11 protein-coding genes are annotated in these 13,147 nt (G+C 49.3%); 4 read left to right on the top strand and 7 right to left on the bottom strand.

The features are described 5' to 3' along the window. Positions 1–114: 114 nt before the first annotated feature. A complete protein-coding gene (locus tag QQK89_RS24155) occupies positions 115–2,805 on the bottom strand; it encodes an alpha-L-rhamnosidase (RefSeq protein ID WP_284241269.1) in 2,691 nt (896 codons plus the stop codon). Between the two features lie 177 nt (positions 2,806–2,982). On the opposite strand from QQK89_RS24155, the gene QQK89_RS24150 reads away from it, so the two are divergent. Continuing rightward, on the top strand, positions 2,983–3,846 hold the full coding sequence (locus QQK89_RS24150) for an AraC family transcriptional regulator (protein ID WP_284241268.1): 864 nt from the start codon (positions 2,983–2,985) through the stop codon (positions 3,844–3,846). 186 nt (positions 3,847–4,032) lie between these two features. Then, positions 4,033–4,233, top strand: a complete 201-nt coding sequence (locus tag QQK89_RS24145) for a hypothetical protein (protein ID WP_284241267.1) — start codon at positions 4,033–4,035, stop codon at positions 4,231–4,233. Positions 4,234–4,301: 68 nt separating this feature from the next. Here the strand turns inward: QQK89_RS24145 and QQK89_RS24140 are convergent, their stop codons facing one another. Together QQK89_RS24140 and QQK89_RS24135 are read right to left on the bottom strand one after the other, a co-directional pair. Then, positions 4,302–4,982 (bottom strand): serine/threonine protein kinase, encoded by a 681-nt coding sequence (locus QQK89_RS24140; RefSeq protein ID WP_284241266.1) that lies wholly within the window; start codon positions 4,980–4,982, stop codon positions 4,302–4,304. Positions 4,983–5,136: 154 nt separating this feature from the next. Beyond that, positions 5,137–7,941, bottom strand: coding sequence for a sugar-binding domain-containing protein (locus QQK89_RS24135; protein WP_284241265.1), 2,805 nt, complete (start codon positions 7,939–7,941; stop codon positions 5,137–5,139). A gap of 209 nt (positions 7,942–8,150) precedes the next feature. On the opposite strand from QQK89_RS24135, the gene QQK89_RS24130 reads away from it, so the two are divergent. Further along, the gene (locus tag QQK89_RS24130) at positions 8,151–8,396 is read left to right on the top strand and encodes a hypothetical protein (protein WP_284241264.1); all 246 of its coding nucleotides are present in this window, start codon (positions 8,151–8,153) and stop codon (positions 8,394–8,396) included. A 51-nt stretch (positions 8,397–8,447) separates the two neighbouring features. Here QQK89_RS24130 and QQK89_RS24125 read toward each other — a convergent pair whose 3' ends face one another. Next, the gene (locus QQK89_RS24125) at positions 8,448–9,419 is read right to left on the bottom strand and encodes a glycoside hydrolase family 43 protein (protein ID WP_284241263.1); all 972 of its coding nucleotides are present in this window, start codon (positions 9,417–9,419) and stop codon (positions 8,448–8,450) included. A gap of 24 nt (positions 9,420–9,443) precedes the next feature. After that, positions 9,444–10,340, bottom strand: coding sequence for a helix-turn-helix transcriptional regulator (locus tag QQK89_RS24120; RefSeq protein WP_284241262.1), 897 nt, complete (start codon positions 10,338–10,340; stop codon positions 9,444–9,446). Positions 10,341–10,469: 129 nt separating this feature from the next. Here QQK89_RS24120 and QQK89_RS24115 point away from each other — a divergent pair, with 129 nt between their 5' ends. Further along, positions 10,470–11,249, top strand: a complete 780-nt coding sequence (locus QQK89_RS24115) for a phytanoyl-CoA dioxygenase family protein (protein WP_284241261.1) — start codon at positions 10,470–10,472, stop codon at positions 11,247–11,249. Positions 11,250–11,283: 34 nt separating this feature from the next. Here the strand turns inward: QQK89_RS24115 and QQK89_RS24110 are convergent, their stop codons facing one another. Further along, positions 11,284–12,414: an NAD(P)/FAD-dependent oxidoreductase gene (locus tag QQK89_RS24110; RefSeq protein WP_284241260.1), complete on the bottom strand. Its 1,131-nt coding sequence runs from the start codon at positions 12,412–12,414 to the stop codon at positions 11,284–11,286. A 92-nt stretch (positions 12,415–12,506) separates the two neighbouring features. Next, positions 12,507–13,136, bottom strand: coding sequence for a class I SAM-dependent methyltransferase (locus QQK89_RS24105; RefSeq protein WP_284241259.1), 630 nt, complete (start codon positions 13,134–13,136; stop codon positions 12,507–12,509). Positions 13,137–13,147: the final 11 nt, after the last annotated feature.

Here is a 13,147-nt window from a genome sequence, read left to right as displayed (position 1 = left end):
AACTCCCCCTATATTAGCACAAACACATTCCACATAATGGAATTTGTTTCCGAATCAACAACAGAGGAGGCCTATGCGTCATACGCATAAACCTCCTCTGTTGTTTACCCTATGTTACACCGTCACTTCTGCGGCCGCTTGAATCCGATAAATTCCCGAACCAAGCGTAAATACGAGTTGACCGTCTTGCTCTGTGGCATTTAATGAGCCTTGCAGTTGATGAAGGCTGGTACCGTTAATAGATACCGCGTCAAGAGTGGTTTGCTGCAGTTTCACTTCAGCCGTCGTATTAGGCGGTAACTCGAATTCATAATTCGCTGCCCCGTCTTCGCCCGTGCTCCATTCGCTGCGGATTAAGCCGTATTCGGACTTATAGGAAGCCTTGGCATAAGTAAGTCCCGAATCGGTACGCGGTCGGAAAATAATATGTTTGTAACCTGGCTGAGCTTCATTTAAATCAAGTCCGGCCACTACCCGGTACAGCCATTCGCCAATGGAACCGTACGCATAATGGTTATAGGAGTTCATGTCATCGCTCCAGAACGTACCGTCGGATTTAATGCCGTCCCAATGCTCCCAGATCGTTGTTGCTCCTTGGTGGATGGAGAACAGCCACGACGGATATTCCTCCTGCTGCACCAGCTTAACCGCAATGTCATGATAACCGTTCTCCGACAACACATGGCTCAAATATGGCGTGCCAACAAAGCCGGTTGTCAGATGGAACTTCTGCTCGGTCACGTAATCTGCCAGTGTCTTGGCTAAGCGTTCGCGCACGGATCCTTGCACGAGATTAAACATGAGTGGCAGCACATGGGCCGTTTGCGTGTGTGCGGCAAGGCGTCCGTTAGGCGTAATGAATTCGCGCTCAAATGCAGCTACGATTTGTTCATGCAGTTCGCGGTAATGCTTGACATCGTCCGTGCGGCCGAGCACCTCTGCTGTTTTTACAAATAGTTCCGTTGAATAAGCATAATAGCAGGTTGCAATGAGATCCCGCGGCGTTGCGCCGACATAGTCGCCTTCCTTAGCGTCGAGACCAAGCCAATCTCCGAAATGGAAGCCCGTATTCCACAAATGTTCATTGCTTCCTTGCCTGCGGATGTATTCCACCCATGCTTTCATGCTGTCATATTGTTCTTCCAGCACTCGCTTATCTCCGTAACTGAGATAGATCGTCCATGGACAAATGACCGCCGCATCGCCCCAAGCTGCCGATGAGTAGGAGCCATCATCCAGCACATGCGGGATGACAAACGGTACTCCCCCATCACTCCGCTGGTCCGCTTTCAGATCCCGAAGCCATTTGGCGAAAAATGGCGCAACGCCGTAGTTAAACGCCGCCGTGCGAATAAAGACCTGAGCGTCGCCGGTCCAGCCAAGCCGTTCATCGCGCTGCGGACAGTCTGTCGGCACATCGAGGAAGTTGCCTCTCTGGCCCCAAACAATATTTTGCTGAAGCTTATTTAATAAGGGATGAGAGCAATCGAATGTACCCGTAGGTTCCATATCCGTATGAATCACATTTCCAGTGAATTGCTGAAGATCAAGAGGAACATCAACCGGCCAGCCTTCGATCTTCGCATAACGGAAGCCTTGGAAAGAGAAATGCGGCTCATAGTTCTCGCCGCCGCCTTTGCAAACATAGCGGACAGTTTGTTTGGCTTTGCGAAGGTTTCCGATATAGAAATTGCCTTCCCGGTCCAGCACCTCGGCATGTTGAATGGTTAATTCCGTGCCCGCAGGCAAGTTAACGTTGAAATGCAGCCGTCCGACCATATTTTGACCCATGTCGAGAACCGTTTCTCCAGCAGGCGTTTCTATAAGTTCAATGGGTTTAATCTGCTCCGTGATGCGAGCAGGTTCGTTCTCCTGCATGACGAGAATATCTTTGGAGTATGCGAACTCCTCCGTCTTTGACCAATCCTTATCATCGTAAGCGGCTTCAGACCAGCCCGATTTCTCCAACCGCGCATCATACGTTTCACCATGGTATAGCTCGGACATCAGTATCGGCCCCGTCGATGAACGCCACGACGCGTCACTAGTTACAATCTCTGATGTTCCGTCCGCATAATCGATATGCAGCTGGAGCAGTAAAGCACGGGTTTTGCCATAAACGCTATGCTGATCGCCCCAAGCCAAATTCCCTTTATACCAACCGTTTGCAAGCGATGCTCCAAGCGCATTGTTCTCTCCCTCAAGGAGCTGAGCGGTTATGTCGTAAGCTTGTACTTGCAGTCTTGTATGGTAACTCGTCCAGCCTGGCGTATATTGCCAATCGCCAACCCGCTGACCATTCAGTTCCAATTCATAAAAGCCTAACGCAGTCGAATACAAGGTAGCCCTGCGGATAGGACCGCGGGTCTGGAACGTTTGGCGAAGCATGAAAATATTGTCCGATAGCGGATCAATAGCCGCTGCATCGGGAGTAATCCAAGCTGCCGTCCATTCTGTTTTGTCTAATAACCCCATCTCCCAGCTGGCCGTCTCGCTCCAGTCGGATTCAAGCTCTTTGTTATCCCAGGCTTTAACCCTGTAGTAATACTGTCCTCTCGATTGAACCGGTTGACCGCCGTATTCCACGAGAACCGATTGATCGGATTCCACACGGCCCGTATCCCATACGAGCACGTTGTCATCCCATACGCTTTCTACACTGGACACTTGGATTCGATAAGCCGTCTGCATGACGTTTTGATCGTCTGTTTGAAGCTGCCAGCTAAAGCGAGGACGAATCGTCCCGAGCCCAATCGGGTTTTGTCTATATTCGCACCGGATATTCGCAACCTGTAACCATGTCATTCTGAAATTCCCCTTCCGTATTTGCAGTTGTATGCCTCTGGCATCTTTAACTAAATTGTAGGGCAGGTTCGATCCTGATTCAGGGGATGATTCGGACATTTTATTAGGCTGATCTAGACATCTTGCAAACGTTTACGTACCATAGAGATAGTCTATTACGTGGCTGGAGGTTTCCTAATGAGCATCAGACGCAGTACCTTTGTCATGTCCGGAGATACGTTCTTTGAACCTGGAGTACCCATCTATGTCAATCGCGCCTATGAAAGCTTCGATATGCATGAGCATTCCCATGAGTTCGTAGAGATTACATACGTCAGCGAAGGTGCCGGCGTACATTATATTGCAGGCGAGACGGTTCCTGCCCCGCATGGAACGTTGTTTTTTATACCGGTTGGGCAAAGCCATGTCTTTCGTCCTCAAACTCCGAAGAAAGACCGTCCTCTAATCGTCTACAATTGTTTGTTCCCGGCCTCTTACTTAACGGAGCTTGGAAGCGGATTTCCCCATGCGTCCGAACTGTATGAAAGCTTTGTCGACGGACCTTGGTTCTCGCTGAAAGATACAACCGGTGAATACCATGCGATTTTTCGCGAGCTTTACCAGGAGTTCGCGGCGAAGCCACCGGGATACCTGGTCGTGTTGGCGTCTCTTGTACTACGGATCTTAACGGGCTTATACCGCCACAAGCTGCAGCTAGTCGCCCCTCTGGGAGACCGACCGCAATGGTTGAGCGTCGATGAAGCCATTGCCTTCATTGATCAGAATTATGCCGCCGAGCTAAGACTTGGGATCCTTGCTTCGCAAGCGAAACTAAGCGAAAGGCAGTTCAGTCGCCTGTTTCGCAGTCAGACCGGGATGAGTTTTACCGAATACGTGCAGAACATTCGCATGGAAACTGCATGCAGACTATTAACCGCAAGCCGGAGCAGCGTAGAGGAAATTGCAAACGCTGTAGGATATGCGGATTTAAAGTTTTTTTACCGCCTTTTCAAGAAAAAAACCGGGATAAGCCCCCGGCAATATCGTGATATGGATTCGTAGGCTTTGCATAGCCGGACACGTTATAGTCGCTAAAACTACCTATGATGTGACAACGGAAACTGACATTATTTATTCTCCGCCTTCTATATAATCGAGTAGCGGCATACTCTATGAATATCTGAAAAGTTAGGCATTCGGATCAGGTATGCTTCACACTAATAAGAGACAGAGGAAAGGTGGAACAAGATGTACGTCATCCAATCTATGCAGCAGGTGAAGGAAGAGATGTTAACCGGAGAATGGGTAGGTAAACTCATTCATAAACGCGACGCCACTAAAACGATTAAGGTAACACTTGAACCTATACAAGCGGGAATCGGGTTTTTGGAGTTTTTTGAGAGGCAAGGCTACGGCTTCTACAAATGGAGTCAGCAAGTTACAGGGTAAACGACAGCAAACCGGCAGCGGATCCTAGATCTGCTGCCGGTTTGTTCGTTAAGTCTATTTATCTCGATTTATTTCCGTTTCCCCATAAAAAGCTGGCTCATCCGTTTCGCGAAATCTTCGATGCCGAAACTTGCCGTATCCATCCGGTTATACCAATTCGTTACGGTTTCCAGAATCCATAAAGGCACCTTAACCTCGCTGATCAGAGGGTAGAAATGATTGTAGGCCCACACGAGATGTTCCCAGCGGTTATCGTTACCTTCCTTCACATACTCGGATACATCAATAACCTTTGCTCTTCCCTCTTGCAAGAATACGTTTTTCAAATGCATATCTCTCGGGTTCAGCCCTTGTTGACGGACAAATTCCCTTGCATCCTCTACGTCTTGCATCACTTGCCCGGAAACGGGAATGCCTTGCAAGAGACATTCATACAAGGTCACTCCTTCTTCAAAGCTTAGAACGAGATAGTTAGGTCCGGTTCCATAACATTGGGCAAAAAACGGCGATGCTTGCAATCGCTCGTATATCCCCGCTTCTACATCCTTCTTCTCCAAGGCCTCAGCGGAATACATTTTATAGGCATGTTTGGGGGTTGCGGGGTGATAAAAGACTGCCGCGTCCGTACCGATACCGATACAGCGCAAACCTTCGGCATAACCGAGGATGGTAACAGGCTTATTGTTATCCTGTCCTACGACCTCCATTTTTCGCAAAGCGTCTTCTACTTGTTTCCAGTCTTCCGTCATGCAATCTTCTCCTTCTCGTTTCAACCAAGATACAAAGAAGCCATAAAGAAGTGGTTTCTAATCTATTCTATTACCCCGCATAGCTATCCTGTCCAACATATTTGTCCAAAAATAAAAAAATGCCGCTAGATCAGCGGCATTTGCATCCATCCCATTATTTCAACAGCTCTCGTACTTGCTGCAACCCAAGCTCCGCTTGAGGACTGAAGTCCTCCGAATTCGCATAACGGAACAAGCTATGCAGGAATTGACGTCCTTCCAGCGTGGCTGCTGCTTGCTTAGCATCAACGGCGCAGATAAGCAAGCTTCCGGCACCAACGCGGCATTCGAACACCAGACCAAGCTTATGGTTGCGCTCGAAGTTATCGATGGTTTGCACAATCGGCTGCAGCGATTTGTCCGTTCCGTCCAGGATAATGGAACGGGAGTTCTCGACAATCTGGCGCCAAGGCTCGGTAGAGTGAATCTCGCTCGGGAATAAGCTCAATAGCGGATGCTTTTGTTCAATGAGAAGGCCCATGGTGCCAACAGGCACAGGTTTGTTCATGCTCTCGGAGATCGAGCGGAACATTGGATAACACCAGAAATCAACGCAATACGTTCCTTCAATCGAGTTCTGAAGCCCATCCAGCTTCGGCATAATTACAACGCGTCCGCCTTGCTCGAGAACGGCTGCTGCTTCGTCTGACAGCTCTTCGAAGACGGATACCCCGCTCGAATCGACCTCAATGTTGCTAGGATAGATCCAAAGATCATACGATTTGCGGATATCCGTCCCTTCAATCTGCAGATTAAGAGAGGTCTTGGTCATCTCGGTAACTTCCGGCATATCCAGTGCAATTCGGCCAATCTCCACAAAATCGCCTGAGCCGTAAGCCGATGCAATGGCATGACCGGACGCCAGCGTTTCTTCTCCTGCCCTCAACTCCCAACTGAGCTTGAAACCGCTAAGCGCATCCGGGCGCAAGTAACGAAGCTGAATATCCGCCTCGAACAGCTCTCCCGCCGCATAATTGTATTTCGGGAACCGGGCCAGCAGCACCGCATCCGAACAAAACGTCCGCCATTCCTCCGGCGAGATCAATCCCTTCGATTCCATAAAGGCATCCAGCATGCCTACAAGCGCCGTCCCTTGCCCGCTGAAATCCTGAAGATCCAGCAGTTGGAACCCTGCGAGTCGCTTCGAACGGAAGGCGGCTTCAAGCTCCTCTTTATAACTTGCGACCGCCAGGCGACCGGAGCTTACATGATAGTCGTGCGCCAAATGGCCAAGACCTTTCTCCTCAAGCCGCTCTTTGAACAGCTCGAAATTGCGCGCTTTCAGCGGCCCTGTATATTTGGCAATCTCGTTATAATCAGGGTATGTCTGAAACTGGCCGATTTCATGGGATACGACAGGGACATGCGGCACCAGCTCGCCTTCGGCGGCTTCGGCTTGTACAACTTTTGTTTCCGTACCGTATTGAATCTGAATAGTTCCATCCCCTGCCGCCGAACCTGCTTGCTTCACGGCCGCCCCTTGGGGAACAATTGCATCATCATAATCTTTCAACGTGCCTTGCGGTCCTACCTGGACATGGCCAAGAGGTGCATCGCACATGGCGTATGATCCGCGAATGAGACGATCCCTTGAGAAACGAACGCCGCAATAGAAATCCTCATGTTCAAGAATAACGGGAACGAATTGAAAGTTATTTGATCCTTGCGTATACAGTGGGCGATTATCAAATGCCTTGTAATTACTCAGAATCTCGTCAATACGTTCTTTGCTGCCCCACAGCTCGTTCCCAAGCGACATCATGACGAAGGATGGATGATTGCCAAACGCCTTCAACATCCGATATCCTTCCTCAATTAAATATTGCTGCTCAACCGCATTATGGTTCTCGTAAGACTCATCCGTTACCGTGCCCCAGAACGGCAGCTCCGGTTCCATATAAATTCCCAACCGGTCAGCAGCTTCGAATGCCGCCTCCGGCGGACAGCAGGTATGGAATCTATAGTGGTTCATGCCGTAAGACTTCGCCGTGGTCAATACGCTCAACCATTCTTCAACGGTAGTTGGCGCAAAACCGGTCAGAGGGAAGATCAGACCGTCATGTTTGCCTCGAAGGAAGGTTTTCGCTCCATTAATCGTGAATGCGCCATCCCCCGTCTTGAATTCGCGCAAACCAACGAAGGTTTCATGCACATCGGTTGTGAGTTCCCCTTGTTGCAGCCCGATCCGCAGCTGATAGACATTTGGTTCCCATTCGCTCCATAACAGCGCATCTGTTCCTAACGGATAAATAAATTCAATCTCTTCGCCGCTAACCATATATGTCATTCCCGCAGCAGTATGGGAATTCGAACCATTCGCAATTGCCGCCGATACGTTAATGATTCCCTCCCGCGTACCAACAAGCTTAGCCTTAACCGTAACCGAGCGGTCGGCTACATTCGGATACGTTCTAACCTCTTCCAGATAGGCAGTCCCATAACATTGCAGCTCAATACGGCCGGTAATCCCATTCCAATTCGTCTGGGTATCCCGCGACGTCATATGCCCGCCCTTGGTCGGGTAATAGGTATTGTCCACCCGGATGGTGATTGTATTGATGCCTTGTTTCAATTGATTGGTTACGTTATATACATGCGGCGCACATAAGCTATTTTGCGTACCCGCGGCTTCTCCATTGATCCAAACCGTAGTTACGCGGGTCCGTTCCAGATACAGCATAATCGTTGAGCCCGCCAACTCCTCCGGAAGCTCTACCGTCTTCGAGTACCAAGCCCAACCTTCAAATTCATATTCATCCGTAAGGGAACCGGCATGAGCGTCATGATTGCGCTTTCCTTTTCCCGCATACGAAGTTGTTCCCGGCAGTGCAATCGTATCGTCATAAGCCACTTGCAGCCCTTGTTTATCGCCATCGAGTTGGAATTCCCATGTACCTTCTAAGCCAATTGTTGCGATCATGAAATCACGTCCTCTATTGAATTCAGCTTGAATGCGACAACTATAGCATAATGGGAACGGGTAAAATACCGCAGAAATCAGTCACCTTTTCATGTTAGATTTACATCGCATGGGTTCGATTAGAGAATGATCTTGCCCAATTTGGGATATGCTAGTAACTCCAACTTCGCAAATCCCTATAATCCCTATACAAAGACGGAGGCTTCAAGATGAGTGAAACCCCAACGGGAAGACTACTGACAACAGATGAAGAAATTCGCGAGGCCATGGCTGCCAAAGAACCGGTGATGGCATACCAGGACCGGATGCGTCTAAGACCGCCGTTGCCGATTATCGGCTACAATGCCGACATTGTTAGAATCGAGGACGGTACTACCTTCCTCCGGAGCGCAACAACCTTCTACACGTTAAGCGAAGAAGATGCCAAGCGGTATGAAGCAAGTTTGCATCGGTAAGGAAATAAAAAGCCCAAGCTGTCCGGGAACGCCGGGCAGCTTGGGCTTTTTTTAATTAATGACAAATGAATCCCCTGCATCCCGCACCTCATATAACTTGCAACGGGAATCAGGCATCCGGAATGGAGAATGCAAGATGAGCTTCCACTCGCCTTCAAAGGTTTGGAATAACATGCCATGTCCGCTGTCATCAAAGACGAGCGGCTCTAGTTGCTCCCATGGTCCTTCCAAGCGATCCGTCACGGAACGAGCAATCGTCTGGACATAACTGCCCTTCTCGTAAGTAGACCATAACATTACTAACCGATTATCTTTCGTCCGGTATAACTGGCAGCCATCCGTCACATACATCGATGTTGAGCCGTCCGTCGGGTGATCGCCATTATCCCAAGGCGCCTCCGAGCCGTTCATTAGATGAATCGGATCCGAAGCGCGTTTTGTCAGGTCCTCCGTTAATCTTATCGCTTCGATCGTTCCATCGCCCGTCTGTACCCATTCATGGCAATAAACCATCCACAGAGAGCCCTCCTCATCCACATATAAGGAGCCGTCAAGCGTCATATGCTCTGCCGGCGGAACCGGACCATCCTGCTTCAGCAATTCGAACGGACCTTCCAGCGAATCGGATACCGCAATAACCGAACCCCGCCACTGCAGCGGATAACCGCCATGCCCTTGCCCTTCCAGCTTTCGATCATTATTATGCAGCGTAACAAACAAATAATAGCGGCCTTGATAGGCATGGACTTCCGGTGCCCACGCACCATGCTGCGGATTTGCCCATATGCCGTCCGGGATCGTAAAGACGACATAGGGACCATCCCAGTTGATTAAATCTTTGCTTTTATAGGCGAGAACGCCGTAACGGTCCATGCCATGAATTCTCGGACCTCCGCCCGTGTACAAATAATAGGTACGCGAAGCCGGATCGGCAACAACATTAGGGTCATGAGCCGGAATATCCGCAAGTTGATGTCCTGCAGTGGGGTTTGCAACGTCTGAAGCGGTATTATATACCTTCATAACAACATTCCACTCCTTATTCATTTAATCATGTTGACCTAGATGGAGTCTCCTATATTCGCCTGGCGGCATTCCTTTCTGCTCCGTAAAGACATTGGTGAAATAATGCACCGATTGAAAGCCGCTATGCGCCGCAATTTCCTTAAGCGGAGAGATCGAGGTCTTGAGCAAGATCTCGGCAAGCTTCAGTCTTTCGTTGCGTAAATAGGTTAGGAACGTATCACCTCCCTCCAATTGAAACATCCGTGACAACTGCCTCGTCGACAAATTCATATAATCCGCTACCTCTTCGATTTTGAGCGGTCTCGACAAATTATCCCGTATGTATTGCTTCGACTGGCGGAGAACCGCCCCCCTCGCATAATCATTCGGCTTATTTACTTGCAAGCTTGGGACCATGTTTTCCTTGTCGAACGGGCGCGGAAGACTAGCAAGCAGTATACCTGCCAGCCTCTTCAAATCTTCAACTTCCTCATAAGGAGCGGAAGACGCATGATGGTAAAGTCCAAGCCAGTAATGAATGGCCCGATCGTCAAAAGCATCCTGCAGCACCACGTCACTCTTGTCCAAATGCGCGGCGTATCGGGTATATTCTTCTTTCGAAGACTTCATCCGGTCCAATTCATAAGCGACATAGATCAGACTAAGTCCAATCTCGCTTCGAATCTGATGCCATATACCGGGTCGCGAAATAAACAAAGAACCCGCTCTTAGCGGATAGACGATGTCCTCATCCTGATACTCCCCTTCGCCGGACATGACGAAGCACACTTCGTAGAAGGAATGTTTATGTACGTGATTACTGTAATGCAGCTGCCTCCAATCCCAATAATGGACGCGGAAGGTTAGCGCGCTTGTCTCGCATTGGTTAATCATTTCATTCAGAAACCGGCTGCCGTTATCCACTAATTCTACTTCCATAAACTCACCTGCCTGGCCTAATTTCTTAAAACGATGTCTTATTTCGCTAAATACAACATTGGCTATTAAATCCTATAATACGAGTATAAGTAACCGCTTACCATTTCATCAAGCAGAGGAGCGAAAAAAATGATTACTCAAGATGATGTACAATTTTACAAAGAAAATGGCTATTTGCTAGTTCGCGGTATGTTTAACCAGCAAGAAGTGGAACAAATGAGAACGGCGATTGACGGTATTCTGAATCGTGCCGCTCAATCCAAGTTTGATACGAATCACGCTTGGCAAGGTGAGTATCTCCCTCCTGAACAGCTGAAGAAACTCGTATTGAAAGGCTTCCATGACGTGCAGTACCAAGATGCTTCGTTCACGAGAGCTGCGGTTCATGCGAACATGGCAGCCGTATTGTCCCAGTTGATTGGTCCAAACGTACAGCTTCACCATAGCAAAATGCTTGTGAAGCCGCCGGAAAACGGCGCTGCGTTCCCACTTCACCAGGACGCTCCTTATTTCCCGCATGCTACGCATACCATGCTGGCTGCAAGCGTGCATCTGGATGATGCTGATATGGAGAACGGTTGTCTCTGCGTTATTCCGGGCAGCCACAAGAACGGCATGATGGCGCATGTTGGCCGTCATTATCTGGACCATAAAGAATATCCAATCTCGATGGCGACACCTTGCCCTGCCAAAGCCGGCGACGTGCTGTTCTTCAACTACTTGACGGTTCACGGCTCCGATGTGAACCGCAGTACCCGCAACCGCCGCAACGTGTTGTTCCAATACCGCGACCCGCTCGATCTGCCAACGATAGATACGCATGTGAACTGGGGTCAAGGCCTGATGGTATGCGGCGAAAATCCGACTTACCGCGAATATCATGCCAATTACACGCTGCAAGCGAAATAAACGTAAGAAGGCAGCCTCGACGGCTGCCTTCTTTTTATGTTTTCCCCATTGCCTTGGCAACCCCGTAATCGCCAATTTCCAGATCGGGTTCCATGCCTAAAGCCAATTTGGCCAGCTGACTTCCGATAAACGGTCCAGCGGTCAGGCCGGAAGCCCCTAATCCATTGCCCGTTAAGAGATTATCCCAGCCGGGAACCGTACCGAATACCGGCAGAAAATCGGCCGTAAACGGACGGAATCCTACCCGCATCTCCAGAAACGTACTGCCTGCAAGCCGAGGCGCAAGAGTTAATCCTTTATCCAATACCTCCTGCATTCCCCCGGGTGTAATTCGGGTATCATAGCCGGTGATCCCATTCTCATGCGTAGCTCCAATCACGATTCGCTGCTTATCAAATGCGAGCAGATATTGGTCGTTAGGCGGCATGATGACAGGCCATTCGCCAGTTTGCGCATCGCGTTCTTCCAGCTCTACATGCATGATTTGAGCTTTCTGATAGCTAACTTCGAATTCGATTCCTAGCGGCTTAAACACACTCGCAGCCCATGCTCCCGCACACACAATCACCTTGTCAGCCGGATACAATTCCGTTCCAACCGTAACTCCGGTAATCCGATTATTAGCCTCATATTCCAACACGGCATCCCCGTTGATGAGCGACGCGCCGCGGCGAATAGCCGAACGGATCAAGGCATCACGAAGGGCACGTCCATCCACTCGCGCAGCTCCGCTTACATGAAGCGCTTGATAGCCGTCCGCAAGAATCGGAAAGCTCTCCCTAGTTGCAGCCTCATCGAAACGAGTGATATTGCCGATTTCCGGCGCGTCCGCCAGCTTTTCATTAGCACGCTGTTCCAGCTTTGCGATTTTCTCCATATCCGTATGTACGTTTAACGCGCCAACCCGGGCATAACCGGTATCGGTTTCTCCTTCTGCTTCAAGAGCGGCGATCAATTCCGCGTAGTAACGAGCGCCGGCTTGGACAAGCCGATACCATGCCTTATTGCGCCTTTGCGACAACCAAGGACAGATAATTCCGGCAGCCGCATCCGTCGCTTGGCCTTTGTCCTTGCGATCTATGATTAATACTTCGGCACCTGATTTACTTAACTGGTAAGCTGTCGACGCGCCAAGTATTCCCGCTCCAATAACGATAACTTTCAAATGAATAACACTCCTTCCCGCTTACCCTATTATAACGGACAGCCGATAAAAAACGACAGCCGAGGCTGCCGTTTCATAATCCTATCATTATCCTATCGTTCTTTATGGCATTGAATCAGGAGAAACGGGAATGGAGCTTTACCTTCCGCATGTTTATGCGGCTCGATGATCTCCGAGAATTGGACTAGTCCGTAATCGCCAAATTCCCGTTGTATCGACTCCGCATCATAGAAAAACATACGCAACCCTTCCGAAATCTCGTAATAATGATCGGCTAGCTGCTCGCCTTTTCCATACATCGGGGCATTCTGGGCAATAGCCGTAAAAATCATGTAACCGCCCGGCTTCAACTGATTGTAGCAGTCTTGAATAAACTTCTGACGCTCCTGTGGATTGAGCAGATGGATTAGCGCATAACTAAATATACCGTCATACAGCTTGTTATCAAATGGCATCTCCGATACGGAACCTTGATAAATCTCGATCTCTAATCCGCTTTGTCTAGCCAGATCGATCGCCGTTTGAGAAATCTCTATACCTGTCACTTGAATACCGCTGTCGATAAATACTCTCGCGTTTCTGCCGTATCCGATGCCAGGAATCAATATATCTTTCACTTGTTTCTCTAAGAACAAATCTTTGGTCCAGACGGCAGAATCCGCGGGTTCGAACCCCCACATCGTCTGATGATGGATAAAGCTTGCTTCCCAAAACTCAGTCATATCCCTAGCTC

The organism is Paenibacillus glycanilyticus (assembly GCF_030161375.1).
GTDB classification, from domain to species: domain Bacteria; phylum Bacillota; class Bacilli; order Paenibacillales; family Paenibacillaceae; genus Pristimantibacillus; species Pristimantibacillus glycanilyticus_B.
The sequence above is the reverse complement of the archived record's forward strand: the minus strand, read 5'-3'. Positions and strand labels throughout refer to the sequence as shown.

Coding starts and splice junctions, on each gene's coding strand:
- QQK89_RS24120 (WP_284241262.1), bottom strand. CDS start 10,340: ATGGAAGTAGAATTAGTGGATAACGGCAGCCGGTTTCTGAATGAAATG.
- QQK89_RS24150 (WP_284241268.1), top strand. CDS start 2,983: ATGAGCATCAGACGCAGTACCTTTGTCATGTCCGGAGATACGTTCTTT.
- QQK89_RS24155 (WP_284241269.1), bottom strand. CDS start 2,805: ATGACATGGTTACAGGTTGCGAATATCCGGTGCGAATATAGACAAAAC.
- QQK89_RS24135 (WP_284241265.1), bottom strand. CDS start 7,941: ATGATCGCAACAATTGGCTTAGAAGGTACATGGGAATTCCAACTCGAT.
- QQK89_RS24125 (WP_284241263.1), bottom strand. CDS start 9,419: ATGAAGGTATATAATACCGCTTCAGACGTTGCAAACCCCACTGCAGGA.
- QQK89_RS24140 (WP_284241266.1), bottom strand. CDS start 4,982: ATGACGGAAGACTGGAAACAAGTAGAAGACGCTTTGCGAAAAATGGAG.
- QQK89_RS24105 (WP_284241259.1), bottom strand. CDS start 13,136: ATGACTGAGTTTTGGGAAGCAAGCTTTATCCATCATCAGACGATGTGG.
- QQK89_RS24115 (WP_284241261.1), top strand. CDS start 10,470: ATGATTACTCAAGATGATGTACAATTTTACAAAGAAAATGGCTATTTG.
- QQK89_RS24130 (WP_284241264.1), top strand. CDS start 8,151: ATGAGTGAAACCCCAACGGGAAGACTACTGACAACAGATGAAGAAATT.
- QQK89_RS24145 (WP_284241267.1), top strand. CDS start 4,033: ATGTACGTCATCCAATCTATGCAGCAGGTGAAGGAAGAGATGTTAACC.